Here is a 24,361-nt window from a genome sequence, read left to right as displayed (position 1 = left end):
AGCTCTACTAGTATCAATTTTTAAAATTTAATTGAATTAAATAATTGATAAATTTGTTTAGAAATTTCACTTTCTAGAGGAAATGATAACATTCCCATTACAGAATAACCTAAGACCCATGGCATAAAGTAAAATCTAATCATATAAAAGAACCATGCTACATATAATGGAACCAGAGGTCCTATAATGAAAGAAGGGGTTATTGGTTTAAAAATTTTTATTAGTGGATCGGTATATTTGACAAAAATCTTCATAAAAAAGAATTCTGAGTCTTCTTTTTGAAAAATATTCATCGCAACTCTTCCTATTAAAGTCCACATAATCATACCAAATAAGTAATCTATAAAGTAAACTAATGGATGGAAGTTTGCTGACATTTAATGAGTTATATTAGAAATGAGATTAAATTAAAAGGGGCGAAATTAATCGCCCCTTAAAATTAAAGTTTATTAGTTCTACTTACCAGTAACAGTTTTACCACTTGGTATACGAACTTCATCAACCATTTTTTGAATTGTTTTATCTGGTTCTTGAGTCATTAAACTCACTACAACCATTGAAACAAAACTAACAGCTGCTCCGAAGATACCAAATGTTAGCTGAGTAAGTCCTAAGAACCCACTTCCACCATTTCTTACCCATACAAGGTACCAAATAGCAGAACCAAGACCTAAAACCATACCAGCAACTGCACCTTCTTTGTTAGCTCTCTTCCACCATACACCTAGTACAAGTGGGAAGAACAAACCAGACATCGCAAAGTCAAAAGCCCAGATAACTGAACCTAAAATACCTTGGATCTCCATTGCAGCAATAGTTGCTCCAGCAAAACCAATTACTACAAGTAATACCCTTGCAACAAGTAGTCTTTTTGCAGTTTCCGCTTTTGGATCAATCATTTTGTAATAAACATCATGAGAGATCGCATTAGCAATTGCTAGAATCAAACCATCAGCTGTTGACATGGCAGCAGCCATACCTCCAGCAGCAACCAGTCCTGAGATTACATATGGTAATCCAGCTATTTCTGGAGTTGCTAACACAACAGCTTTACCGCCCATGAAAAACTCATTAAGTTCAAGAGTTCCATTGCCGTTAAAGTCGCTGATAAACATCAAGTTTGCACTATTCCAGTTTTGGAACCAATCTAAAGATTGAACTTCAGCAAATGATTTACCAATAATACCAGTTGGTAATGTCGGATCAATCAATGATAGTTTTGATAGCGTTGCTAACATTGGCGCAGAAGAATACAGAAGGAAGATAAAGAATAATGACCAACCAACTGATTTTCTAGCTGCTTTAACGCTTGGAGTAGTAAAGTATCTCATCATCACGTGTGGTAATGATGCTGTTCCCATCATCATCGCCAATGCTAATGAAATAAACGCCCAAGGCGTTGCATTTACTGCAGAGTGTGCTTTAGTTATTCCAGCTAACCCTTTAGGTACCGTTGCTAGATCAGCAGCAGAGTTTTTAATAAACCCAAACTGTTGTTCTAACTCACCAATTCTAGCTACCTCGTCAGCTAACATAAAGTGAGGGAAGAAACCCGCACCCATTTTGTTACTGATCCAAAAAATTGGAAGCATGTAAGCTATAATTAGCACGATATATTGTGCAACCTGTGTCCAAGTTACCGCTCTCATACCCCCTAACATTGAACAAAGTAAAATACTTATTAGTCCAATATATACAGCATATTTAAAGTCGATATCTAGAGCAACAGATGCAATAGTACCTGTAGCGTTTATCTGTGCAGTCACATACGTAAATGAAGCAACAGTTAAAACTATTACCGCACATAGTCTCGCTAAATTACCACCGTATCTTGTACCTACAAAATCTGGAACTGTGTAACAGCCAAATTTTCTTAAGTATGGTGCTAATAAAGTTGCAACTAATATGTAACCACCAGTCCAACCGACAAGTAGAGCCATATATCCATAGCCTTTGAAGTAAATACCACCTGCCATTGCAACGAATGAAGCACCAGACATCCAGTCTGCTGCTGTCGCCATTCCATTGAATACAGTGGGCACTTGTCTTCCGGCCACGTAATATGCGTCTGCTTGAGCTGTTCTTGATAGATAACCGATCAGTGCATAGATGAATATTGTAAAGGCTACAAAAGCAACACCTATTGCTTTAGCAGTCATACCCATCTGCTCACCAATTGCCATTAAGATTATGAAACCTATAAAACCTCCTGTATAGATTCCGTAAACTTTTGGCAAATTGTCTATAAATTTACCTTTAATCATTATTGATCTCCTCTTTCGTTGAAGCCGAATTCTTCATCGATTTTCTCTTGCCTATTAGCAAACCAGAAACATAAAATTACAAAAATTCCAAGAGATCCTTGACATGTAAACCAGTATGTCCATGGATAACCGAAAGGTCCTGTAACCTCATTCATTTCAGCTGCAAATAGGAAGATGCCGATTGAGAAAACAAACCAAATAGCCAGTGTTACGAATAACAATGACCTAGTCTTTTCCCAGTGTTTTGTTGCGTTTGACATTTATACCTCTCTATTTTTAGTTATAACTTCGAAACCATAACCATTCTGAAAGTTTTTAAAAGACATAAAATTGTTCATATTAGGTGCTTATTACTTACTTTTTTTAAGGTATAATGATCATAAATAAGAATTTTTATGCAAAAATATAAACTCTCTTGGAGAGACATATCGTTTGGTGATTTTAAAGTTTACTTGTTTGCTATGTTTAGGGCTTTTATTCCAAAGAAAAAAATTAAGAATTTAGATGAGCTTGAACACTTTATTCAAACAAAATCTGCTTGGGTAACACAAGTAACTTTATATAGTTATTTAAAAACCAGGATGGGAACAAGGTACGTTCTTCATTTTGACAATGACGTGTTCATGGCATCTCTTGATATTGCCAGATGGAATATTTATTCTGTTGCTTTACAAGATTTAACATTATTTACGTTCTCATATTTAAAAGTTAACTTTAATTACCAAAACCTTGACCAGTCTAAAGAAATTTTTTCTAAAATTTTAGATGATGAAATTTCCAACAAGATGCCGCTTGATATTATTGAGGAAGCAAAAAAAACTTTTAATGAAAGACTTCAAAATATAAACTGGGAAATTTATTATAAAGATTTACCTTTTAATCCTAGTGCTTTGTCATTATACAAATGGGCCCCAATAGCTGAAGAGCTTAAAACTTTAGATCGAAAAATCGTATTGAATTCTATGATATTGAAATGGGATATTATTAAAAAAGAATTTGAGAAATTAATAGAATTTTAAATATTCTTTCTATTATCCACCAAACTTTGCACAACACTTGGGTCTGCTAAAGTTGTTGTATCCCCTAATTGGTCATGCTCATTAGCGGCAATTTTTCTTAAAATTCTTCTCATAATTTTCCCAGATCTAGTTTTTGGAAGACCAGGTGAGAAATGAATAATGTCAGGTGTCGCTAGTGCACCGATTTGTTTTCTTACCCAAAGTTTTAAATCTCTCTCAAGATCTAGGTCAGCTATCTCCCCAACATTTAAAGTGACATAGCAGTATAAGCCATTACCTTTAATGTCATGTGGGTATCCAACTACAGCAGCTTCGGCAACCTTTGGATGAGCAACAAATGCACTCTCAATTTCAGCAGTTCCAAGGTTATGACCAGAGACAATAATTACATCATCTACACGACCAGTTATCCAGTAGTAGCCATCCTTGTCTCTTCTAGCCCCATCCCCAGTAAAGTATTTGCCATCAAATTGAGAAAAATAAGTATCAATAAATCTTTGATGATCACCGTACACAGTTCTCATTTGTCCAGGCCAAGATTGAGAAATGCACAGTCTTCCCTCACCAGCTCCTTTAATTTCTTTTCCGTCCTTATCGACTATTGAAGGTTTAATTCCATAGAATGGTTTAGTAGCCGACCCTGGTTTTAAATTTATAGCACCTGTTTGTGGACTAATTAATATTCCACCTGTCTCAGTTTGCCACCATGTATCAACTATTGGGCATTTAGAATTTCCTATTGTTTTATAATACCAAATCCAAGCTTCAGGATTTATTGGCTCTCCAACAGTACCTAATAATTTTAAAGATTTTCTTGAGGTTTTTTTAACAGGTTTATCTCCCTCTCTCATTAAAGCTCTAATAGCAGTGGGTGCTGTATAAAAAATATTAACTTTATATTTATCAATGATTTCCCACCATCTTGAGCTGTCAGGGTAGGTTGGAATTCCTTCAAACATTATTGTTGTGGCACCATTAGCAAGAGGACCATAAATTATATAACTATGGCCAGTAACCCAACCAATATCAGCTGTACACCAATAAATATCTTTTGGTTTATAGTTAAAGACATATTGATGGGTCATAGATGCATAAACCATATAACCACCCGTTGTATGTAAAACCCCCTTTGGTTTTCCAGTAGAACCAGATGTGTAGAGAATAAACAAAGGATCTTCTGCATTCATTTCTTCTGGCTCACAATGTTTTGGAACATCTTTAATTAAATTGTCATACCAGATATCTCTATCTTTATTCCAGTTCACTTTGTTTCCAGTTCTTTTAACAACTATACATTTTTTAACATTTGGACAGCTTCTTAAAGCTTCATCTGTGATCTCTTTTAAAGGAATAGTTTTTCCACCTCTAACTCCTTCGTCAGCTGTAATAATATATTCTGATTCACAATCATTAACTCTGCCAGAAATAGAATCTGCTGAAAATCCACCAAAAATAATAGAATGAACGGCACCAATTCTAGCACAAGCAAGCATTGTTACTGCAAGCTCTGGAATCATAGTTAAATAAATTGTAACTCTATCACCTTTTTTAATTCCTAATTTTCTTAAACCATTTGCAGTTTTTGAAACTTCATTATGTAATTGTTTGTATGAAATTTTTTTTGTATCTTTTGGGTCATCCCCCACCCAAATAATAGCGGTTTTATCTTTTTTATCTTTAAGGTGACGGTCTATACAATTAGCAGAAGCATTTAAAGTCCCATCTTCATACCATTTAATTCTAACTTCTTTTTTACTGTACTTAACGTCTTTAATTTTTTTATATGGTTTAATCCAAGTAATTCTTTTCCCCTCATTCTTCCAAAAGTCATTGTTATTTTTAATCGAGTCTGAGTATTTTTTTTGATATTTTGTTTTATTTACTAAAGCACTTTTTACCCACTCAAGTTTAGTTTTTATAATTAATTCTTTTTCTTCAATTTTTTTTAAAACCTTTTTCTTAAAAGGCTTTACTTTTTTTTTAGCCTTGGTTTTTTTAGAAACTTTTTTAACTTTTGATATTGATTTTTTTTTTGGCATATATTTCTAAATATTACTCATCTTGTTTAAAATTTTCCAGCTTTTAGAGTCTATTGGCATAACAGATAATCTACTTTGTTTAATAAGTGATAAATGGCTAAGAGACTTGGTTTTTTTAACCTCTTCTAGAGTTACACTTTTCTTTAATTTTTCCTTAAACTTTACTTGAACAGCTACAAATCGACCATTTTTGTCAGTTTTGTCTAAAAATGCTTCTTTAATAACCTCAACTATACCAACAATTTCTTTACCTATATTTGAGTGATAAAAAAAACAAAGGTCTCCTTTTTTCATTCCTCTTAAATTTTTAGCTGCCTGGTAATTTCTTACTCCATCCCAGGTAGCACCTTTAGCACCAGTTTTTTTTTGCTGATCAATTGACCAAACATCAGGTTCTGATTTCATTAACCAGTAGTTCATCTAATTTTTCTCCAATCTTTATTATTTTTTCTTAATTAATAACCAGTATTGCATAAGTGGTTATAACTATTTATAATAATTTTATGCGAGAAGCCACATACTCATACGTAAAAAATTTATTTAATATCGAGCAGATTAAAGAAATTAACATTAATATTAAAAAAAATCTTAATGTTAACGCAGAAGATGCACCCGCGATAAGTGCTAAAAAAACTTCAGATGTAAAATTTCTTAAACTTGGTACGATACAAAGACACATATTTCCATTTATTGACTATTGTCAAACAGCAAATATATCTAGTTTTGGATTTGATTTACATCAATTGACTTCTCAAAAAATTTTAAATTATAATTCTTATGAACGAGGAAGTGAATATACCTGGCATATAGATGCGACCCCAAAATCACCTATAAAAGATATAAAATTAACTTGTTTATTAAATCTTTCAGAGGAAAAATACGAAGGAGGAGAATTAATTTTATTTAAGGGAGAGGAGGTTTTATGTAAAGAGTTTAGTGAACCAGGTAGTGCAGTGGTATTTCCTTCTTTTACAAATCATAAAGTAAATAAATTAATTTCAGGAACTAGAAGTACTTTAGCATTATGGATGTCAGGACCAAAGTTTAGATAACATTTATTGAAACTTAATTTAGTATTAGTTTTTTGCTGATCATTAGACCAAACATCAGATTCAGATTTCATTAACCAGTAATGCATCTAATTATTTTTCTTACAGGTCACCATAATTTTATTTAACATTTTTATTTTGCAAAAGTAAATTCTAAATATATATACATAATAAAAAGCAAAGAATATTATAAACATCTATTAAAATACATATATTTAATTTACAGGTTTTTAATGAGTTCAAATAAAAGTAATATATGAAAAAATCTTTTAAATGAAAATTGCAGTAATATTTGATGCAGAGACAGGAGCTGGTGGTGGATATTTTCAATCACTGAAATCAGCCCTGCTTCTTAAAAAATTAGAAAATAATTCAATTAATTTTAGTTATATTACACCACACAATCAAATATTTACTAAATTAAAAAATGAAAAATTAAATACAATTTTTTTTAAAGATATTTTATTAACAAGAATTTTTTATCAGTTATCTCAAAGTTACTTCTGTCAAATTTTTTTGTCTTTATTTAAATTCAAAAATCCATTTGTAAAGTTTTTAAAAAAAAATAATTTTGATTTTGTTATATTCCTAGGACCCAGTTGGTTTATTAAAGTATGTGATGGATATAATTTTATTTCTTCAACATATGATATTAATTTTAAATTAGATAATTATTTTCCCGAGTACGAATCTTCTAGACTATTTGAGAGTAAAAACTTAATAGTAAAAAAATCTGTAAATCGTGCCTTTAAAATATTAGTAGATACCGAAAGATCAAAAAAAGAACTAATGAAACTTTATAACTGTCCTGAGAAAAAAATTGTTGTTCAGGCATTTACACCCTCATTACCATCCGCAGAAAAAAACATAGACAAACAAAAAGTCATTAGTGATTTAGGTCTTGAAAATAAAAAGTTCTTATTTTATCCAGCTCGATTTTGGTCGCATAAAAATCATAAATATATTATTGATGCAATTAAAATTTTAGATAAAAAAAAATATGATATTAATATTGTTTTTTGTGGATCAGCGTCAGATAAAGATAATTTAGATTATATAAAAAAAAAAATTAGTGATAATGGATTGAATAATTATTTTTTTATTTATAATTTTATTACCGATGAAGAGGTGACGGTTTTGTATAAAAACTGTGCAGCCTTAGTCATGCCGACTTACGTTGCAAGGTCCACACTGCCTCTTTATGAGGCGTTTTATTTTAAGACTCCTGTTTTTTATTCAAAGGGAGTTTTAGATGAAAAGTTAGAAAAACTTGTTACCCCTATTGATTTAAATGACCCACAAGATTTATCAGATAAAATTTCTGACCTTCTAACTGATAAGCTGGAAACTGCAGATAAGGTTAATAGTGCCCTTAAGTATTATAATGAAAATTGTAGTGAAGCTGTCTTTTTAAATAATTATAAAAAAATTATAGATGACTATATTTATCTTTCTCAAAGGTGGAAAAAGTAATCATCAATTATACCATTTATATTTTTTTTTGGTTTCCAATTAATTTTTTTTATCTTTTTTATATTAGCAATTAAATAAGTGCAGCTTTTGTAATTTTTTTTAATAAAAAATTTTACTTTTAATTTTTGACATATTCTAGCTACCAAATCTTCAAGAAAAATACCTTTCCCAGAACCAATATTATATGTTCCCTTTGCTCTAATTTTCCACAATGTATTTATAGCAAAACATATATCCTCTGTACTAATAAAGTCTCTGTAATGATTTAAATTTTCGAATTTTAAAATTTTTTTTTTAGATTTTAAGATTTTATTTACTATTGAGGGAAAAAAAAAATCTTTTTTTTGTGACTTATCGGTAAAACTAAAGATCCTTCCTATGCAAGCTACATATTTTTTACTAAGATTTTTTTTAATGTAGTTTTCAGACATTAATTTTGTTTTTCCATATAATGTATGAGGGTTTTTTTTGGAATTTTCTCCTAAATATTCAATTTTTTTTTTTATTTTATAAACATGAGATGTTGAAGCATAAAAAAACCACTGAAGCTTAATATTGCACCTATTAATACTATCTACTAAATTTTTTGTACCTATAAAATTCACATTCTTAGCTTTGATATAATTCTCTTTAACAGTTTTTGTAGGAACGATTGCAGCCAGGTGAATTATTAAATCAAATTGATTTTTTTTGATCCATTTTTCAACTTCATTTTTATTTGTAATATTTTTTTTAAATTTAATAAATTTATAATCTAATTCTTTTATTATTTTTTTACCCAAAACTCCTGTAGCGCCTGTTATGCCACATTTAATCATCTATATTTCTTCTATTGATAATAGTTGTTTAATTAATTTTTGTAGCTCATTATTAGTAATTGGTTTTGTGTGTAGACCTATGAAAAATCCTCTATCCTCAATCTCCTGTGAATTTGGGTATATTATATTTTTTGGATTTAAATTATATAATTTAATACTTTCTTGATTCATAAAATTTCCACTTAATATAGGTCTTGTTTCAATATTATTTTTATTAAGTAAATCTAAATACCTTTTTTTTTTATTTATATATTTTTTATTAAGTAACATGGGCAGCCCAAACCAACTAGGCTCTAATTGTTTTGAGATATTGACAAAAGACAACTGTTTCCTCCAGCTTTTGGCTTGATGTAAGGCATCTATAATCTTTTTTCTATTGAAATTTCTTATCTCTTTAAACTTATTAAGCCTTTTAAATTGATTCATTCCAATAGCAGCTGTTATATCAAGTGGTCTTAAATTAAATCCAGAGTTGATAAAATTAAATGATCTTTGATTTTGTGGTGATTTATTTATTCCTCTATCCCACCCATGTGCTCTTAATGAATTTATAATTTCAAAATCTTTTCTATTATTACAAACTATCATTCCACCTTCGCCAGAAGTTATTTGATGTGAATAATAAAACGAATATGTTCCAAAATCACCAAAGGTACCTAGGTATTTTGAGTTATATTTAGTTCCTAATGACTCACATGTATCCTCTATAAGAAAAATACCTCTTTTTTTTAGGGCACCTGATATTTTTGTAATGTTAGAGGAATTACCAAGAATATGAACAATCATTGCAGCTTTTGTATTTCTAGAAATAGATTTTTCAAATATTCTATCATCAATGTTAAAAGTATTTTTATCAACATCTACAAATTTTGGTTTTAATCCTGCCTGAACCAATGGCCAAAGGGAAGTTGACCAGCATAGTGCCTGTATTAAAAATTCGTCTCCTTTTTTTAAAAAATTATTTTTTTTGGGATTTACCAAGGCAAAAGATGCTAATAGGTTTGCAGAACTCCCAGAATTAACCATTAACGCATACTTAACATTTAAAAATTTTGCAAATTCATATTCAAATCTTTCTGTAATTTCTCCCATTGTAATTTTTTTTCTCAACAAAACTTCAATTCCTTTAATTATATCTTCATTTGACAAGGCATCATCTAACAAAGGGTATTTAAAGTTTTTTTGTTTTTTTTTACTGTATAAATTAATAATTTGATTTAATTGTTTTTTAAAATTTTTCATAACATTAAAATTTAATTTTTATAATATCTTCTGTTGTTAGATTAGCTAGATTATTTAAATTATGTTGTATAAAATGCCAAGTGCTATTTTTTTTGATCTAAATATTAAAATTTTAACACAATTAGTTGTACCTTACTATATACAAAAGATTCATGTTTATTAATTAGAATTAGTAAAGATTTTGCCCAAAAGGATTTCTTTGAATCTTTTTAAAGAAATATAAATGTGGGTTTTTCCAGTTCGTAAGTGATTATAGTTTTACTCCTGCACCTTTTAAAAGGGGCGCATCTTTATCTAAGGGCCATCTAGGTTTTGCAGGAATATCTAATTTACTAAATTGATTTAACTTATATTTTTCCAATCCAACCATTGCAATCATTGCAGCATTGTCCCCACATAAATTAGTTGGTGGAAATATTGCTTCAAATTCCTCTTCTTTGCAAAGATTAGTTAGAACTTCTCTAATTCTCTTGTTTGCAGCAACACCACCTGCCACTACAAATTTATTTTTAATTGTTGTGTTTATCTTTTTAAATTCTTCAAAAGCAATTTTACTTTTCTTATATAGTATTTCTTCAATTGTTTTTTGAAAAGATGCTGCAAGATCATATTTTTCTTGTTCAGTTTTTATTTGTTTTGATATTTTTAAAACAGCAGTCTTTAAACCCGCAAATGATAAATTACACCCTCCTTTATGAAAAATTGGCTTTGGTAGCTCATATTTATTGGGATCACCTTTTTTTGCATACACTTCAATTTGTGGCCCACCTGGAAATTCTATTCCTAATAATTTTGCTGTTTTATCAAAGGCTTCACCTACAGCATCATCAATAGTTGTTCCTAATCTTTTATAATTTCCTAAGCCTTGCACACTTAAAAATTGAGTGTGACCTCCAGAGATTAAAAGTAATAAATAAGGATAATTTAATTCAGAATTTAGTTTTGGGCTTAATGCATGTCCTTCTAAATGATTAACAGCTATAAAAGGTTTATTTAGCGAGGAGGCCATTGCTTTTCCAAAACTTAAACCAACAGACAGACAGACCATAAGACCAGGTCCTGCTGTGGCTGCTATTGCATCCAGTTCTTCCATTTTTACTCCACTTTTATCAAATGCTTTTTTTGTGATTAAATCTATTTTTTCCATATGGGATCTTGCGGCAAGTTCTGGCACAACACCACCAAACTCTTTATGAACATCTACCTGACTTGAAACAATACTTGATAAAATTGTTGGCATACCTTGCTCATTTTCAGTTATGATAGAGGCTGCTGTTTCATCACAGCTTGATTCAATTCCTAAAATTATGGGTTTTTTATTCATTAAATATGTTTTTATTAATAATACATTCTCAATATAAATATGAAGTATAAAGCAATTAAATGAAAAATAGAAAAATTATTATAGGCACCAGAGGAAGCAAATTAGCACTAATCTATGCAGAAAAGGCTAGAGAAAAAATTCTTAAACATTCAAAAGATTTTGGAATTGAAGAAGTAATCATTAAAGAAATTGTAACTAAAGGTGATCAAGTTCAAGACAAAAGGTTATCTGAAGTAGGGGGTAAGGGACTTTTCTCAAAAACTATAGAGGTTGAATTATTAGAAAAAAAAATAGATATAGCTGTACATGCGTTAAAAGATATGCCTTCTGAAGAAACTAGAGGATTGTTGACAGATTGCTTTTTAGAAAGAAATGATCCTAGAGAAATTTTAATTAGTAAAGACAATAAACATCTAAAAGATTTAGCATCAAATTCAATTATTGGAACATCCTCATATAGAAGAGAATTTCAGATTAAAAAAATAAGAGAAGATATTGATTGTAAATTAATTAGAGGAAACGTTGATACAAGAATAAGAAAACTTAAGGAAAACTTATATGATGCAATTATCTTATCTTATGCTGGAATCGATTCTTTAGGATTAAATCAAAATATCTCTCAAACTTTTTCTACTTCAGAAATTATACCTTGTGCTGGACAAGGAGTTATTGCCTTGCAGTGTAGAGATAACGATGAAAGTTTAATTAAATTATTAAAGCAAGTTGATCATCAATCAACACATAGTTCAATAAAAGCTGAAAGAAATGTTTTAAAGGTTTTAGAAGGGGATTGTGAAACAGCAGTAGGAGCATTTGCAAACATTGAGGGGAACAAAATTAATCTTGAAGTAGAGCTTTTTTCACTAGACGGCAGTAAAAGATTTTATTTAAAATCATCTGAAAGTGTAGATAAAGCAGAAGAATTGGGAATAGAGATGGGAAAAACTCTTAAAAAGATGTCTAATAATTCTTACAAAAAATAATATGCATATTTTATTTACAAGACCTTTAGAAGATTGTCATGAAATGATATTAAAATTTCAATCATTGGGTCATGAAATATCTCATTTACCTTTAATTAATATTGAAGGTTTAAAATACGAAGCACCAAACTATTCGGAGTTTAAAGCAATTATTTTTACCAGCACTAATGCTGTTAAATTTTTGGATATTAAGAATATTGATAAAAAATTAAAATGCTTTTGTGTTGGAAGTGCTACTGAAAAAAAAGCTAGAAGCGTTGGTTTTCAAAATGTTTTTGCAGCTGAAGGAAATGTTGGTAATCTTAAGGAATTAATCTTACAAAATTTTAAACCTTCTGATGGAAAGCTAATTTATATAAGTGGAGAAATAATCTCTAGTGATTTGGACAAAGAGCTTATTTCGAGTGGGTATACGATAGAACGATTAATTAATTACAGAGCTAACCCAATTGAAAAATACGATGAAAGCTTTATCGAAAAATTAAAATTAAAAATGCCTGAAATTACTTACATTTATTCGCAAAATAGTGCGATTAATTTTTTAAAAGTAATTAAAAGTTATCAGCTAGAAACCCTATGGATGAATACTAATTTAATGTGCATTGGAGAAAAAACCTCTTCAATTCTTAATGAAATAAAGTGGAAAAAAATTTTTCTTTTTAACCCTGGAGAAGAGGAATTTTTGCTATATAAAATTTAGCTATGGAAATTTTTAACAATTTTAGTGACTTATTTTTTTCAGTTTGGTCAAAGGGAATTCACGGTATTGATATTTTTCAAATATTAATTGGAATTGGGATTTTTTTTATTTTTTTAATTTTTAGAGGAATTATCAGTAAAGTAATTATTAAAAGATTAGAAAGTATCTCTAAAAGAACAACCAATAAACTAGATGACACTTTCGTCCATGCAATGGTTGGGCCAGCAAGATTTCTTCCCATTGTTCTAGGTTTTTTTATTGCAAGTTATTACATGTCTTTTGGAGAAGATGGCAAAGTAGCTATTGATACAATTAATAGAACTTTAATAACTATTTTTATTTTTTGGGTGATACATCAAATTGTTGAACCCATCTCTTATATTTTAAGTGGTTTAGATAAAATGTTAACTAGAGAGTTAATTGGCTGGATTATTAAATCATTAAAAATTTTGATTTTCATTCTAGGTTTAGCGGCTGTTCTTGAACTTTGGGGAATAAAAATTGGACCAATTATTGCTGGACTGGGTTTATTTGGTGTTGCAGTTGCTTTAGGCGCACAAGACTTATTTAAAAATTTAATATCAGGAATTTTAGTTTTAGTTGAAAAAAGATTTAAAATTGGAGATTGGATTTTAGTTGAAGGAACAATTGAAGGTATTGTTGAAAAAATTGGATTTAGATCAACAGTGATTAGAAAATTTGATAAATCTTTAGCAATAATTCCAAATTTTCAATTTGCTGAAAACTCAGTAGTTAATATTAGTGAAACAACCAATTGGAGAATAAGATGGTCCATTACTCTTCAATACGATACCACTGTTGCACAGTTAAAAAAAGTAAGAGAAGAAATAGAAAACTATATTAATAAAAGCGAGGACTTCAACCAAAGTGTTGGTGTTGCGGTAAGAATTGAAAAGTTTTCTGATAGCTCAATAGATTTATTAGTTAGATGTTTTACGGCCAGCAACAGTTGGAGCGACTCTCTTTTAGTTAAAGAAAGATTAGCGATTGCAATTAAAGAAATAGTAGAAGGAAACAAAGCTTCATTTGCATTCCCAAGTCAGTCAATTTATATCGAGAAAAAATGATAGCAATTTTTTATTTGGTTCTTCAAATATTAAAGCTTTATTCTTATGTGGTAATTGCAAATGTAGTTATCAGCTGGCTTGTTGCATTTAATGTTTTAAATACTCAAAATAGATTTGTTTATTCTATTTTAGAGGTAACTTATCGATTAACAAACCCTGCACTTAATAAAATAAGAAGTTTTTTACCTAATTTAGGATCAATAGATATTTCACCAGTTATATTACTTTTATTGATTTGGTTTATAGAAATGTGTATGAAGTTGTACATTGCGCCAATGATTTTTTAGGGGAACACATGATTTTAATAGACGGAAAAAAAATAGCAGCTGAACTTAGAGAAGAATTAAGACAAGAGGTCGTAGAGCTAAAAGCTAAACACAATAAAATTCCCGGACTTACAGTTATTTTAATTGGAGAAATGGCCCCTAGTCAAATTTATGTTCGTATGAAAGAGAAAGCTGCGAATGAAGTAGGGTTAAAATCTGAAGTAATTAGATACCCTGAAGCTGTGGAAGAAAAAACAGTATTAGATAAAATTGAAGAATTAAATAAAGATGAAAGTATTTCAGGAATTTTAGTTCAACTACCTTTACCAAAACATATCGATAAGCAAAAAGTTATTGAAACTATTTTACCAGGAAAAGATGTTGATGGGTTTCACCCAATGAATGTTGGAAATCTTTCTTCAGGCTATGAAAGTTCAGTTCCTTGTACTCCTTTAGGATGTTATTTAATGATTAAAAAAATTGAACCAAATTTGAGTGGAAAAAAAGCGGTTATGATTGGTAGATCAAATTTAAACGGTAAACCAATGGCGCAGTTACTTTTAAAAGAAAATTGCACGGTAACAATTACTCATTCAAAGACCAAAGATTTAAAAGCAGAATGCTTGGAGGCAGATATTATCGTTGCTGCTGTTGGCATTCCAGAGCTTGTGAAAGCGGACTGGGTTAAAAAAGATGCAATTGTAATAGATGTTGGGATCAATAAAACTGAAAACGGTATTGTTGGTGATGTTGCTTTTGAAGAAGTTTCAAAAGTTGCAAGAGCTTTAACACCCGTTCCAGGTGGAGTAGGACCAATGACTATTGCTTGTTTATTAAAAAATACTATTGAGTGCTTTAAAAGATCACAAAAATAAGTGTTAAAAAAAATATTCAAAAAACTTCATATACTTCACAGTATTTACATTAAGCATAAATTTTTTATTAAAAAAAAATCTTATGCAATGAATAATGAAGACACCGCTATTTTAAATTACTTTAAAGACAAAAAAAATGGTTTTTATGTAGATGTTGGTTGCTACCACCCTATACATAGAAATAATACTCACCTATTACATATGCAGAATTGGAGTGGAGTTAACATAGATACAAGTCAATTTTCTATTGACCTTTTTAACTTTATGAGACCAAAAGATCTTAACTATAATTGTGCAATTTCAGATAAAAATAAAAATATAAAACTATTTTATCAAAAAGAACTTAGTCAGTTAAGTACAATAGAAAAGGGGCAGGCAGAAAGTGTGTTCCAAGGCGAGATTAAAGAAAAAGAAATAGAAGCTTTTACTTTGGATGAAATACTGAGCAGAGATAAATATAAAGATTCTAAAATTGATCTTTTAGATATTGATGTAGAGGGGGCTGACCTAAAAGTTCTAAGGGGACTATCTTTTGATAAGTTTAAACCAGAATTAGTGTGTGTTGAAATTCACGCAAAAGAAATAGAAAAAAGTGATATCTATAATTTTTTAATTGATAAAAACTATAAATTATTATGGTCAGGAGTTTTTAGTCATATTTTTAAAAGATTGTAAAATTAAGAAAAGATAGATGAAAAAATTTTTAACTTTTCTAATTATAATTACAATTTATAACTCACCAATAATTACTATGGAAAAAAAACCTTATCATCATTTACCAGATGGAACTTTTAGAAATCCAGAAGGATCACCTGTTAGAACTAGTCAAGCGAAGTTTTCATATACACAATTCATTAAATTGAAAAAAAAAATAGATATGACTGTTCCAAAAGAACACGTTGTTGATAAAGAAAAAGTTTTATCTGATTTAGAAAAGTATAAAAATGAAGATTATATTGCTTGGATTGGTCATGCTACTTACTTAATTAAACTTGGAGATATAACAATTATAACTGACCCAGTGTTTTCAAAAAATGCGGGACCTTTAATTTTTGGCCCAGACAGATTTACTGAGCCTGCTTTAAATTTAAATGAAATTCCAAAGACTGATTTATTATTATTAACACATAATCATTATGATCATCAAGATATGGGCACCATTAGAAAATATCCGTTTAAGAATACAAAAGTTTTGGCACCACTAAATCTTGGAAAATACTTTACAAAAAATAAATTTAAAGATGTAAATGAAATGGATTGGTATGAGGAAATTCAGCTTAATGATGATCTAAAAGTAACATTACTCCCAGCTGTCCATTGGTCGAAGAGAAGCCTTACAGATATGAACAAAACACTCTGGGGCAATTTCTTAATTGAATATAAGGGTAAAAAAATCTTATTTGCTTGCGATACTGGCTATGGAAATATTTACAAAGAATTAGGTGAAAAATATGGTCCAATTGATTTAACAATGATTAATATTGGAGCTTATGACTTTAAGCCGATGTTTGATAAATCAATTTATCACACAACACCAGAAGAAGCTTTAAATGTAGCACAAGATTTAAGAAGTAAAAAGGTTATGGGAACACACTGGGGAACTTTTGTTTTATCCCTGGAACCTATTATGGAACCACCAGTAAGATTTAAAGCTAGTGCAGAAAAGTATGGTTTTAAAAAAGAGGATGCTATTATCTTTAAAATTGGAGAGATAAATTCATTAAAAAATATATTATCTAATTAAGATTATTTTTTTTCCATTATCCATAAAGCATTTTCACTTAAGAAAAATATTTTACCATTAGACGGATGAACTTGAATATCTCTTATTCTTCCAACATTATCTTTAAATATAACATCTTCTTTCACATTAGTTGGATCATTAAATATTAGTTTTCTTAAAGATCTATCCTTTAAAGAAGTAACTAGTGCATGCCCATTCCACTCTTTAAACTCATTTCCTCTGTAAATTGTAATAGCACTTGTAGCTATTGAAGGTACCCAATATTGAATTGCTTTAGTAAAACCTGGCTTCCATTTTGGACCAATAGAAATTCCAGAATAATTTTTTCCACCCCAGCCTAAAATTTTCCATCCATAATTTTCTCCTTTTTTTGCCTCTCCAAACCAATCACCACCTCTTGCACCATGATTACTTAAATATATTTTTCCATCATAATTAGAGAGTGTTAAACCTTGTGGATTACGAACACCTATTTGATAAATTTCAGGCAACCAATCTGGTTTACCAGTAAACTTTGGGTTATCTTTGGGAATACGACCATCAGTATGAATTCTAATAATACTACCAGGATGTTTTGTGGGATCTTGGGCAATCATACCTTGGCCTCTTTCACCAGCTGATGCATAAATATAATTATCTTTAATCGCTAATCTTGAACCAAAATGATAACCAGAATCTATAGGAGGGTTTGCTTGAAAAATATTTTTAAAATTTAATTCTTGTTTGTTTAATTGTGCTTTTGCAATTGATGTGCTTGTTTTTAAATTTCCCCTATTTTCTGAATAAGAAATCCACAGAGTATTATCTTGGTAAATAATATCTAATAACCCACCTTGGCCGACTTCTAAAAAATTAAGATTATGTTTAATCTCTGTAACTTCTTTTGAAATAAGATTAATAATTTTAATTTTTCCACTTTTTTCAGTAATAATGATTTCATCATTGTTAATAAAGGATGATCCCCAAGGTTCATCTAACTCTATAATTTTAGTGAATGTATAATTATTGGAATAGCTTTTTGAAGCAAATAAAAGAAAAAAAATTACTAATAAAAAATACTTTTTCACTTTAAGAAAGTTTTGATCTACCACCATCAACAGCTATTATCTGTCCAGTAATCCAAGAACTCTCTTCAGTAATTAAAAATTTTGCAAGCGCTGCAGAATCTTTTCCTTCACCCAATCTTTTAAGAGGATGAGCTTTAGCAATTCCTTCTGCAATTGCAGGATTTTTTAACATTGGTTCTGCAATTTTAGATTTTGATAAACTGGGTGCAATACAATTTACTCTAATATGTGGAGCAAACTCAGCAGCTAGTGTAACAGTTAGTCCCTCAACTGCAGCCTTAGCAGAAGCAATAATTGTATGATTAGTAAAACCTCTTTGAGCAGCAACAGTTGAAAATAAAACAACTGAGCCTTTGTTCTTTTTTAAACTTTCTTGAAATCCTTTTATCGCTTCAATAGCTGAATAAAGGTTTAGTTTCATACATTTATTCATATCTGCTTCTGTAACCATCCTTAATGGTTTTAAATCAATAGATCCTACACAGTAAGCGATACCCTTAATTTCACTGATGTCTGATTTTACTTTTTCTATAAATCCTTCTTCTAACACGTCAGCAACCGTATAAGTGCAGCCTAATCTTTCTGCAATAGTTTTAACTTCATTTTCATTTCTTGCTATTAGATGAATATCATTTCCTGAATTTTTCAATTGTTCAGCTAAGCTGGAACCCACAGAACCTGTCGCACCAAAGATAAGATATTTTTCTGACATATAATTTTTATTTAGTTATATTTAACTATGAAATTGTTTTTTATACTTGGCAATCAATTATTTCCATTAAAATACGTAGACCGCTTCAAAAAGGACCACTCTTTTTACATGGCAGAAGACTATGAACTATGTACTTATGAAAAGCATCATAAGCAAAAGATACTGCTATTTCTCTCTTCTATGAGGTCTTATGGAGATATGCTTAAAGCAAATAAATACAAACTTGAATATTCTAAAATTGAGGACAAAAGTTTTAAAGATACTTATTTTAAAAAATTAAAAATTATCATTAATCAAAAAAAAATTACTGAAATTTCAAGTTTTGAGGTTGAGGATAAATTTTTTGAAAAGAAAATTTCACAATTCTTAAAAAAAGAAAAAATAAACTGGAATATTATTAAAACTCCAATGTTTTTAAACTCAAGAGATGAGTTTAAAAATTATTTATTAAAATCAAAAAAGCCTTTTATGGCAACATTTTACAAAGAAGTTCGTAAAAAATCTGGAATATTAATGGGAGCAGATGGAAACCCTATTGGGGGCAAATGGAGCTTTGATGAAGATAACAGAAATAAATTACCAAAAGACATATCAATACCAAAATTTCCAAAAATTAACGAAACTAATCATACTAAAAAATTAAAACCAATTATTGAAAAATTATTTAAAGATCATCCTGGTAGCACAAATGATTTTTGGTTAGCAACAGAATACAATGATGTGGTCAAACTTTTAGATTTTTTTATTAAAGAAAAATCAAATTTATTTGGCGATTATGAAGATGCTGTTAATCAAAAAGACAATATTTTATTTCATAGCGCATTAAGCCCTTATATTAATTTAGGATTGATAACCCCTGAAATTATCATTCAAAAAATTTTAGAATTTCATAAAAAACACAAAATTAGAATGAACTCACTTGAAGGTTATATTCGTCAAATAATAGGCTGGAGAGAGTTCATGCGTGGAATTTATCAAGGTTACTCTGATGAAATGGAAACAAAAAATTTTTTCAACCATGAAAGAAAAATGAAAAAGTCTTGGTATGAAGGCACAACAGGTTTGCCTCCATTGGATCATGCAATTAAAAATGCGTTTAATCATGGCTGGTCTCACCATATTGAAAGATTGATGATTTTATCAAATATAATGAACCTTTGTGAGGTGAAACCAACAATTGTTTATAAGTGGTTTATGGAAATGTTTGTAGATTCTTCTGATTGGGTGATGGTTCCTAATGTTTATGGAATGGGCTTATTTAGTGATGGAGGTATTTTTGCAACTAAACCATACATTTGTGGATCAAGTTATTTTATGAAAATGATGGATTTTAAAAAAGGGGAATGGTGCAATACGATGGATGGTCTTTATTGGAGGTTTATAGATAAAAATAGAAAATTTTTTTTAAAGAACCCTAGATTGTCTATGATGGTTTATGTTTTTGATAAAATGAAAGATGAAAGAAAGAAAATGATTTTATCTGAAGCTGATAAATTTATTAAACAAAATACTATTTAATGAAAAAAGAAAATTTACCTTCAAAAGTTTGTCCCGTTTGTAAAAGACCTTTTGTTTGGCGTAAGAAATGGAAGCTTAATTGGGATAAGGTAAAGTATTGCTCCAAAAAGTGCTCTAAGTGATTTACTTATCTTTATTTGCTATATCTTTTTTAGCTGCAACAATTTTACCATTTTTATCTGAACTCACATTGGCAGGATTAATTGCAACATCAAATTTTGATAATTTATTATTGTTAATTGTTGCTAGCTTTGGGAATATTTTGGGATCAGTTGTTAACTGGGTCTTGGGATTTTATTCAAGAAATCTTACTACAAAAAAGTGGTTTCCGTTTAAAGACAAACAAATAGAAAACTCTTCAAAATGGTTTAGTAAATTTGGTAAATGGTCATTATTATTTGCTTGGGTTCCAATAATAGGTGATCCACTGACTTTAGTTGCAGGTTTATTAAGAGTTAGATTTTTAGATTTTATTATTTTAGTGGCAATTGGAAAAGTAAGTAGGTACGTCTTAATTTACTATTTGTTTTAATATTTGCTGAATTTATCCAGGTAACTATGCTAGAAAAGTGAATGCTTGAAATATTTATTCAAACTTTCTTTTTATATTTTATTGTTATTGATCCACTAGGAAATACACCATTATTCTTAGCAGTAACTCAAAATATGAGTAGCCAACAAAGAGTTAAAACTGCATTGAGTGCAACAATAATTGCATCAATCATATTGCTATTCTTTGCATTTCTTGGAAGCACTTTATTAAGTTATTTGAATATATCTTTTCCAGCATTTACAATTGGTGGAGGCATCATTTTATTAATAATTTCGATGGAAATGTTGTTTGATAAAAGACAACAACGAAAAGAAGATGACATTGATTTCAATTCTGAAAATGTAAGTGTGTTTCCTTTAGCAACACCGATTATAGCAGGACCGGCTGCAATCACATCTGTTATTGTTTCTGTTTCAGATATGGGAAGTAATTTTACAAACCAATCTGTCGGAATGATTGCTTTGGCTTCAGTTTTACTTTTAACTTTTATATTTTTTTTTACTGCTTCAAAATTTTCTCAGATAATAAATAAAAAAGTTATTAGTGTAATTTCAAGAGTAATAGCAATTATTCTAGTTGGATTAAGTGTTCAGTATATTTTAGACGGAATAAAAACCTTTTTAGCTTAAAGTATTGTTCAGTAGACTATTTTAAAATGCTATAAATATAGTAATGAACATAATTGTCTTACAGCATATAAAGATTGAAGACCCAGGCTATATCAAAGATTTAATGTTAGCTGATGGTTTTAACTTAACCACTATAGAGCTAGATGAAGGTGAAAAAATCCCAAGTGATCTAAGAAAATTTGATGGAATGTTTTGTATGGGTGGTCCAATGGATACTTTTATGGAACAAGAATATCCATGGCTAATTGAAGAAAAAAAAGCAATTAAAGAATTTGTTGTTAATTTAAAAAAACCTTATTTAGGTTTTTGTCTTGGGTGTCAGTTATTAGGTGAGGTAATAGGTGGTAAGGTAGTTAAATCAAATCCAGCAGAAATTGGAATAATGGATATAAATTTTACTAAAGAAAAAAAGGAGGATATTTTATTTTCAAAATTTCCAGATCAAATTAAAAGTTTGCAGTGGCATTCATATGAAGTGCAAGGAATAGATAATAATAAGGATGTAACTTTACTAGCATCATCTCCTATTACTAAATATCAAATTTTCAAATACCAAAATCACGCATATGCAATTCAATTTCATATAGAAATTAAAGACACAACAGTTAATGAGTGGGGGTGTGTGCCTGAATATAAAAAAGCTCTTGAAAGTCAATTAGGTGAGGGAGCTTTAGATAAATTTGATCAAGCTGCAAAAAATAATATGCCTGATATGAATAATTATTCTAAGATACTTTATGAGAATTTTAAAAGGCTATTATGAATAATAAATTTTTTGAATGGGCAGGGGTTATTACGGCAATCCTTTATTCTATGTTTGTAGCCTTAAACATTGGAATAGAGTTTTTAGGATTTTGTTTGTTACTGTTGTCTGCCATTTTAATTGGTATCTGGGCATATAGAGGAGGTCACAAGGGAATACTTGTGTTGCAATTTTTTTATGCAACAGCAGGTATAATTGGAATGATACGTTGGTTTTAATTAAAATTAGCAATAATTTTTGGAATATAGTTTTTAAAATTAAAAAAACCTTTATTACAATATTGCCAAGAAAACTGATCCAACTTTCTATATAAAAATTTTATATTTTTTAATTGATTATTTTGAATAAAATTTAAATTTTCACCAACAGTTGGATAAAGCGCATAAACTTCTTCGGTAATATTTTTTAAATCATTAATGTTAATAGTTTCACAATTTATTGATTTTTGTTTCAATCTTATTTTATGATCCTCTAAAAGATTTGCTTTAAATTTCAACACCTTTTCACTTAATTTGATAGTTCTATCTGTATTATTTGAGACTAACAAAATTTTTTTAAACTTATGTTCTTTAAAATCAGACAATTCAAATGTCATATTATTTTCAAATATTAATAAAGTTTTATCTTCCAAAATCTCAGAATTTTTAAAGCTTTTGTTAATAACAGAATATATCTTATCATTGGATATAGGTTTGGCATTTTCATTTAGTTTTATGTTTTTAAATCTATTATTTGTAAATTTATTTATATTCCATTCACTTACGAGGTAATGCTTGCCTTGAGTTTGAATGCCAGCAACCCATCTCCAACCAAGGGTATTTGATGCAGCATCCCCATCATATAGATGTTGCATAAAAAACTCAGCCCCCAACTGCCATGGTAATTCTAGTGTAAAAATCCAAATGCTAGCAAACCACATTCTAGTGTGGTTATGAAGATAATTGCTTTCTTTAAGTTCAATTACCCATTGATTAAAACAATCTACATTTGTTTTTCCTTCAATTGCATCCAAATAACTTTGATTGTTTTTAAATTCTTTTTTAATTTTATCTAATTCTATTAAGTAATCTGACCAAACATCAGGTCTTAATTCTAGCCAACCTTTCCAATAAACACGCCAAAGAACTTCCTGAATAAATTTTTCATTTTTTGCAAATGAAAACTTTTTAAGAGATTTATTAATTACTTCTAATTCATTAATTATTCCGTGAGTTATATAGGGGGATAAACAAGAAACATTAGATCTATTACTAGGCCCAAAATCAAAATTTCTTAGTTTTGAATAATCTGAAAGATTTTGTTCAACAAAAGTATTTAATTTATCAACGGCTTTAGCCCTTGAAGCTTCAAAAATCATTTTAAACTATTTAGATTTTCTTTTCTTTAGACCCAATTTATCACTGTGTCTTAATCTTAAAATAACTATTGCAGATGCAATTAGAACTATAGCTATAGCTTCATAGACTAATGCTGATGGATCCATTTCTTTTCCTTGTAATATAATAAATCGTGCGAGAGCTGTGATGGCAATTAAAAGAGGCAAAGTTATACTGATTGATTGCTGATTCCAAAAAACACGAACCATTGCTAAGACTTCTAAATAAAGAAACATTAAAAGTAAATCTGCTAGCATTACAGATTGATTTAGGAACATATTATTAATTTCCATACCAACAGCAATTACAGTGCTCACTAAAATAATGCACATTAGTGCAAGCTGTAAATTTTTTGCTATTTTATCCATTACTTATCTTTACTAAATGGTAGCCATTTTTCAAACACTGATTTTACTGGTCCATCATATGGAATTGAATAAGAGCTAGGGTTTGGACTTGTTAAAATTTCTATTCCCTTAGAAAATACAAAGATGAATACAATTACAAAAACAATAACCATAATCTTAAATGGATCAAAGTTTTTAGTTTTGAATACACTGCTAGATTGCGCCTCTGCTTTATGAAAATGTTTGAATGTCATATAAACTGCAAATATCAATCCAATATGAGCAACGTATAAACCGGCCCAACCAAATGCAAAAGTTGTATAAGAAAATATGTATAAACTAAAAACAGTTGTCCAAACGAAACTCAGAACTAATAAAATTTGCAATCTAACAGATCTTGGTAAAGACCTTAGATCATTTTTGCTATCATCAAATAAAATGTTAGCAGCATCTTTCATCCAATTTTTTAGTGCTTCCATATAGCTAGAATAGATATTTATATGTTAAAGGCA

General features: G+C 29.5%; 29 protein-coding genes. 16 read left to right on the top strand and 13 right to left on the bottom strand.

The features are described from left to right. Positions 1-20 precede the first annotated feature (20 nt). From AC5SLN_RS06500 to AC5SLN_RS06490, 3 genes are all read right to left on the bottom strand, one after another. Positions 21-377, bottom strand: coding sequence for a hypothetical protein (locus AC5SLN_RS06500; protein ID WP_020168932.1), 357 nt, complete (start codon positions 375-377; stop codon positions 21-23). A 78-nt stretch (positions 378-455) separates the two neighbouring features. Then, positions 456-2,264, bottom strand: a complete 1,809-nt coding sequence (locus AC5SLN_RS06495; RefSeq protein ID WP_494593325.1) for a sodium:solute symporter family protein — start codon at positions 2,262-2,264, stop codon at positions 456-458. Then, the gene (locus AC5SLN_RS06490; protein ID WP_006997592.1) at positions 2,264-2,524 is read right to left on the bottom strand and encodes a DUF4212 domain-containing protein; all 261 of its coding nucleotides are present in this window, start codon (positions 2,522-2,524) and stop codon (positions 2,264-2,266) included. Before AC5SLN_RS06490 ends, AC5SLN_RS06495 begins: the two co-directional genes overlap by 1 nt. 135 nt (positions 2,525-2,659) lie before the next feature. Between AC5SLN_RS06490 and AC5SLN_RS06485 the strand changes: the two genes are divergently transcribed. Next, entirely contained in the window at positions 2,660-3,283 is a 624-nt protein-coding gene (locus AC5SLN_RS06485) for an esterase (RefSeq protein WP_494593324.1), read from the top strand. On the opposite strand, the gene acs is transcribed toward AC5SLN_RS06485, so the two are convergent. Further along, positions 3,280-5,322, bottom strand: a complete 2,043-nt coding sequence (gene acs / locus AC5SLN_RS06480) for an acetate--CoA ligase (protein WP_494593323.1) — start codon at positions 5,320-5,322, stop codon at positions 3,280-3,282. The two genes, AC5SLN_RS06485 and acs, sit on opposite strands and share 4 nt — an antisense overlap. A gap of 6 nt (positions 5,323-5,328) precedes the next feature. After that, a complete protein-coding gene (locus AC5SLN_RS06475) occupies positions 5,329-5,742 on the bottom strand; it encodes an EVE domain-containing protein (RefSeq protein WP_494593322.1) in 414 nt (137 codons plus the stop codon). Positions 5,743-5,825: 83 nt separating this feature from the next. Here AC5SLN_RS06475 and AC5SLN_RS06470 point away from each other — a divergent pair, with 83 nt between their 5' ends. Together AC5SLN_RS06470 and AC5SLN_RS06465 are read left to right on the top strand one after the other, a co-directional pair. Next, positions 5,826-6,374, top strand: a complete 549-nt coding sequence (locus AC5SLN_RS06470; RefSeq protein ID WP_494593320.1) for a 2OG-Fe(II) oxygenase — start codon at positions 5,826-5,828, stop codon at positions 6,372-6,374. 270 nt (positions 6,375-6,644) lie between these two features. Next, positions 6,645-7,844: a glycosyltransferase gene (locus tag AC5SLN_RS06465; RefSeq protein ID WP_494593318.1), complete on the top strand. Its 1,200-nt coding sequence runs from the start codon at positions 6,645-6,647 to the stop codon at positions 7,842-7,844. Here AC5SLN_RS06465 and AC5SLN_RS06460 read toward each other — a convergent pair. The 3 genes from AC5SLN_RS06460 to tsaD form a co-directional block, all read right to left on the bottom strand. Further along, positions 7,826-8,662 carry an NAD-dependent epimerase/dehydratase family protein gene (locus AC5SLN_RS06460; protein ID WP_494593316.1) on the bottom strand — a complete coding sequence of 279 codons (837 nt, stop codon included), beginning with the start codon at positions 8,660-8,662 and terminating at the stop codon, positions 7,826-7,828. The genes AC5SLN_RS06465 and AC5SLN_RS06460 overlap by 19 nt on opposite strands. Then, a complete protein-coding gene (locus AC5SLN_RS06455; protein ID WP_494593314.1) occupies positions 8,663-9,904 on the bottom strand; it encodes a DegT/DnrJ/EryC1/StrS family aminotransferase in 1,242 nt (413 codons plus the stop codon). Positions 9,905-10,154: 250 nt separating this feature from the next. Beyond that, positions 10,155-11,228, bottom strand: a complete 1,074-nt coding sequence (gene tsaD / locus AC5SLN_RS06450) for a tRNA (adenosine(37)-N6)-threonylcarbamoyltransferase complex transferase subunit TsaD (RefSeq protein WP_494593313.1) — start codon at positions 11,226-11,228, stop codon at positions 10,155-10,157. Positions 11,229-11,287: 59 nt separating this feature from the next. On the opposite strand from tsaD, the gene hemC reads away from it, so the two are divergent. The 7 genes from hemC to AC5SLN_RS06415 are packed head-to-tail and all read left to right on the top strand — an operon-like array spanning position 11,288 to position 16,884. Beyond that, positions 11,288-12,211, top strand: coding sequence for a hydroxymethylbilane synthase (hemC, locus tag AC5SLN_RS06445; RefSeq protein WP_494593311.1), 924 nt, complete (start codon positions 11,288-11,290; stop codon positions 12,209-12,211). A 1-nt stretch (position 12,212) separates the two neighbouring features. After that, positions 12,213-12,911 carry a uroporphyrinogen-III synthase gene (locus AC5SLN_RS06440; RefSeq protein WP_494593310.1) on the top strand — a complete coding sequence of 233 codons (699 nt, stop codon included), beginning with the start codon at positions 12,213-12,215 and terminating at the stop codon, positions 12,909-12,911. Between the two features lie 2 nt (positions 12,912-12,913). Next, positions 12,914-13,999: a mechanosensitive ion channel family protein gene (locus AC5SLN_RS06435; protein ID WP_271486123.1), complete on the top strand. Its 1,086-nt coding sequence runs from the start codon at positions 12,914-12,916 to the stop codon at positions 13,997-13,999. Beyond that, positions 13,996-14,286, top strand: coding sequence for a YggT family protein (locus AC5SLN_RS06430; protein ID WP_006997601.1), 291 nt, complete (start codon positions 13,996-13,998; stop codon positions 14,284-14,286). Before AC5SLN_RS06435 ends, AC5SLN_RS06430 begins: the two co-directional genes overlap by 4 nt. An 8-nt stretch (positions 14,287-14,294) precedes the next feature. Continuing rightward, entirely contained in the window at positions 14,295-15,140 is an 846-nt protein-coding gene (locus tag AC5SLN_RS06425; protein WP_271486119.1) for a bifunctional 5,10-methylenetetrahydrofolate dehydrogenase/5,10-methenyltetrahydrofolate cyclohydrolase, read from the top strand. Then, complete coding sequence (locus AC5SLN_RS06420) at positions 15,141-15,815, top strand: FkbM family methyltransferase (RefSeq protein ID WP_494577986.1); 675 nt, start codon at positions 15,141-15,143, stop codon at positions 15,813-15,815. It begins immediately after the preceding gene. A 16-nt stretch (positions 15,816-15,831) separates the two neighbouring features. Continuing rightward, positions 15,832-16,884, top strand: a complete 1,053-nt coding sequence (locus AC5SLN_RS06415) for an MBL fold metallo-hydrolase (RefSeq protein WP_494593309.1) — start codon at positions 15,832-15,834, stop codon at positions 16,882-16,884. A 2-nt stretch (positions 16,885-16,886) separates the two neighbouring features. Here AC5SLN_RS06415 and AC5SLN_RS06410 read toward each other — a convergent pair whose 3' ends face one another. After that, positions 16,887-17,978 carry a PQQ-dependent sugar dehydrogenase gene (locus tag AC5SLN_RS06410; protein ID WP_494593308.1) on the bottom strand — a complete coding sequence of 364 codons (1,092 nt, stop codon included), beginning with the start codon at positions 17,976-17,978 and terminating at the stop codon, positions 16,887-16,889. Beyond that, entirely contained in the window at positions 17,953-18,663 is a 711-nt protein-coding gene (locus tag AC5SLN_RS06405) for an SDR family NAD(P)-dependent oxidoreductase (protein WP_494577981.1), read from the bottom strand. The genes AC5SLN_RS06410 and AC5SLN_RS06405 overlap by 26 nt, the downstream gene beginning before the upstream one ends. 27 nt (positions 18,664-18,690) lie before the next feature. On the opposite strand from AC5SLN_RS06405, the gene AC5SLN_RS06400 reads away from it, so the two are divergent. Genes AC5SLN_RS06400 through AC5SLN_RS06375 form a run of 6 tightly spaced genes read left to right on the top strand, consistent with a single transcriptional unit; the run spans position 18,691 to position 22,344 of the window. Then, a complete protein-coding gene (locus tag AC5SLN_RS06400) occupies positions 18,691-20,181 on the top strand; it encodes a cryptochrome/photolyase family protein (RefSeq protein WP_494593306.1) in 1,491 nt (496 codons plus the stop codon). Then, entirely contained in the window at positions 20,181-20,303 is a 123-nt protein-coding gene (locus tag AC5SLN_RS06395; protein WP_018413654.1) for a DUF2256 domain-containing protein, read from the top strand. The genes AC5SLN_RS06400 and AC5SLN_RS06395 overlap by 1 nt, the downstream gene beginning before the upstream one ends. Beyond that, positions 20,300-20,713 (top strand): YqaA family protein, encoded by a 414-nt coding sequence (locus tag AC5SLN_RS06390; RefSeq protein ID WP_018413653.1) that lies wholly within the window; start codon positions 20,300-20,302, stop codon positions 20,711-20,713. The genes AC5SLN_RS06395 and AC5SLN_RS06390 overlap by 4 nt, the downstream gene beginning before the upstream one ends. 41 nt (positions 20,714-20,754) lie before the next feature. After that, positions 20,755-21,363, top strand: coding sequence for a MarC family protein (locus AC5SLN_RS06385; protein WP_018413652.1), 609 nt, complete (start codon positions 20,755-20,757; stop codon positions 21,361-21,363). Between the two features lie 43 nt (positions 21,364-21,406). Beyond that, positions 21,407-22,126: a type 1 glutamine amidotransferase gene (locus AC5SLN_RS06380; protein ID WP_011281613.1), complete on the top strand. Its 720-nt coding sequence runs from the start codon at positions 21,407-21,409 to the stop codon at positions 22,124-22,126. Then, on the top strand, positions 22,123-22,344 hold the full coding sequence (locus tag AC5SLN_RS06375) for a hypothetical protein (RefSeq protein ID WP_011281612.1): 222 nt from the start codon (positions 22,123-22,125) through the stop codon (positions 22,342-22,344). Before AC5SLN_RS06380 ends, AC5SLN_RS06375 begins: the two co-directional genes overlap by 4 nt. Here the strand turns inward: AC5SLN_RS06375 and AC5SLN_RS06370 are convergent. From AC5SLN_RS06370 to AC5SLN_RS06360, 3 genes are read right to left on the bottom strand one after another with little or no spacing between them, the layout of a single operon-like run. Beyond that, entirely contained in the window at positions 22,341-23,483 is a 1,143-nt protein-coding gene (locus AC5SLN_RS06370) for an FAD-binding domain-containing protein (protein ID WP_271616705.1), read from the bottom strand. The genes AC5SLN_RS06375 and AC5SLN_RS06370 overlap by 4 nt on opposite strands. A 6-nt stretch (positions 23,484-23,489) precedes the next feature. After that, positions 23,490-23,870 carry a phosphate-starvation-inducible PsiE family protein gene (locus AC5SLN_RS06365; RefSeq protein WP_027306873.1) on the bottom strand — a complete coding sequence of 127 codons (381 nt, stop codon included), beginning with the start codon at positions 23,868-23,870 and terminating at the stop codon, positions 23,490-23,492. Continuing rightward, positions 23,870-24,328, bottom strand: coding sequence for a membrane protein (locus AC5SLN_RS06360; RefSeq protein ID WP_011281609.1), 459 nt, complete (start codon positions 24,326-24,328; stop codon positions 23,870-23,872). The genes AC5SLN_RS06365 and AC5SLN_RS06360 overlap by 1 nt, the downstream gene beginning before the upstream one ends. Between the last annotated feature and the right edge of the window lie 33 nt (positions 24,329-24,361).

The organism is Candidatus Pelagibacter sp. PS_31 (assembly GCF_059417865.1).
Note: the sequence above shows the minus strand (reverse complement) of the source record. Positions and strands in the feature narration are given on the sequence as shown.

Bases quoted from the DNA above. Each gene is read 5' to 3' on its own strand.
- AC5SLN_RS06490 (WP_006997592.1), bottom strand. From the start codon at position 2,524: ATGTCAAACGCAACAAAACACTGGGAAAAGACTAGGTCATTGTTATTC.
- AC5SLN_RS06385 (WP_018413652.1), top strand. From the start codon at position 20,755: ATGCTTGAAATATTTATTCAAACTTTCTTTTTATATTTTATTGTTATT.
- AC5SLN_RS06435 (WP_271486123.1), top strand. From the start codon at position 12,914: ATGGAAATTTTTAACAATTTTAGTGACTTATTTTTTTCAGTTTGGTCA.
- tsaD (WP_494593313.1), bottom strand. From the start codon at position 11,228: ATGAATAAAAAACCCATAATTTTAGGAATTGAATCAAGCTGTGATGAA.
- AC5SLN_RS06375 (WP_011281612.1), top strand. From the start codon at position 22,123: ATGAATAATAAATTTTTTGAATGGGCAGGGGTTATTACGGCAATCCTT.
- AC5SLN_RS06500 (WP_020168932.1), bottom strand. From the start codon at position 377: ATGTCAGCAAACTTCCATCCATTAGTTTACTTTATAGATTACTTATTT.
- AC5SLN_RS06470 (WP_494593320.1), top strand. From the start codon at position 5,826: ATGCGAGAAGCCACATACTCATACGTAAAAAATTTATTTAATATCGAG.
- AC5SLN_RS06370 (WP_271616705.1), bottom strand. From the start codon at position 23,483: ATGATTTTTGAAGCTTCAAGGGCTAAAGCCGTTGATAAATTAAATACT.
- hemC (WP_494593311.1), top strand. From the start codon at position 11,288: ATGAAAAATAGAAAAATTATTATAGGCACCAGAGGAAGCAAATTAGCA.
- AC5SLN_RS06415 (WP_494593309.1), top strand. From the start codon at position 15,832: ATGAAAAAATTTTTAACTTTTCTAATTATAATTACAATTTATAACTCA.
- AC5SLN_RS06460 (WP_494593316.1), bottom strand. From the start codon at position 8,662: ATGATTAAATGTGGCATAACAGGCGCTACAGGAGTTTTGGGTAAAAAA.
- AC5SLN_RS06495 (WP_494593325.1), bottom strand. From the start codon at position 2,264: ATGATTAAAGGTAAATTTATAGACAATTTGCCAAAAGTTTACGGAATC.
- AC5SLN_RS06485 (WP_494593324.1), top strand. From the start codon at position 2,660: ATGCAAAAATATAAACTCTCTTGGAGAGACATATCGTTTGGTGATTTT.
- AC5SLN_RS06455 (WP_494593314.1), bottom strand. From the start codon at position 9,904: ATGAAAAATTTTAAAAAACAATTAAATCAAATTATTAATTTATACAGT.
- AC5SLN_RS06410 (WP_494593308.1), bottom strand. From the start codon at position 17,978: ATGGTGGTAGATCAAAACTTTCTTAAAGTGAAAAAGTATTTTTTATTA.
- AC5SLN_RS06465 (WP_494593318.1), top strand. From the start codon at position 6,645: ATGAAAATTGCAGTAATATTTGATGCAGAGACAGGAGCTGGTGGTGGA.
- AC5SLN_RS06360 (WP_011281609.1), bottom strand. From the start codon at position 24,328: ATGGAAGCACTAAAAAATTGGATGAAAGATGCTGCTAACATTTTATTT.
- AC5SLN_RS06475 (WP_494593322.1), bottom strand. From the start codon at position 5,742: ATGAACTACTGGTTAATGAAATCAGAACCTGATGTTTGGTCAATTGAT.
- AC5SLN_RS06380 (WP_011281613.1), top strand. From the start codon at position 21,407: ATGAACATAATTGTCTTACAGCATATAAAGATTGAAGACCCAGGCTAT.
- AC5SLN_RS06430 (WP_006997601.1), top strand. From the start codon at position 13,996: ATGATAGCAATTTTTTATTTGGTTCTTCAAATATTAAAGCTTTATTCT.
- AC5SLN_RS06400 (WP_494593306.1), top strand. From the start codon at position 18,691: ATGAAATTGTTTTTTATACTTGGCAATCAATTATTTCCATTAAAATAC.
- AC5SLN_RS06405 (WP_494577981.1), bottom strand. From the start codon at position 18,663: ATGTCAGAAAAATATCTTATCTTTGGTGCGACAGGTTCTGTGGGTTCC.
- acs (WP_494593323.1), bottom strand. From the start codon at position 5,322: ATGCCAAAAAAAAAATCAATATCAAAAGTTAAAAAAGTTTCTAAAAAA.
- AC5SLN_RS06365 (WP_027306873.1), bottom strand. From the start codon at position 23,870: ATGGATAAAATAGCAAAAAATTTACAGCTTGCACTAATGTGCATTATT.
- AC5SLN_RS06440 (WP_494593310.1), top strand. From the start codon at position 12,213: ATGCATATTTTATTTACAAGACCTTTAGAAGATTGTCATGAAATGATA.
- AC5SLN_RS06395 (WP_018413654.1), top strand. From the start codon at position 20,181: ATGAAAAAAGAAAATTTACCTTCAAAAGTTTGTCCCGTTTGTAAAAGA.
- AC5SLN_RS06425 (WP_271486119.1), top strand. From the start codon at position 14,295: ATGATTTTAATAGACGGAAAAAAAATAGCAGCTGAACTTAGAGAAGAA.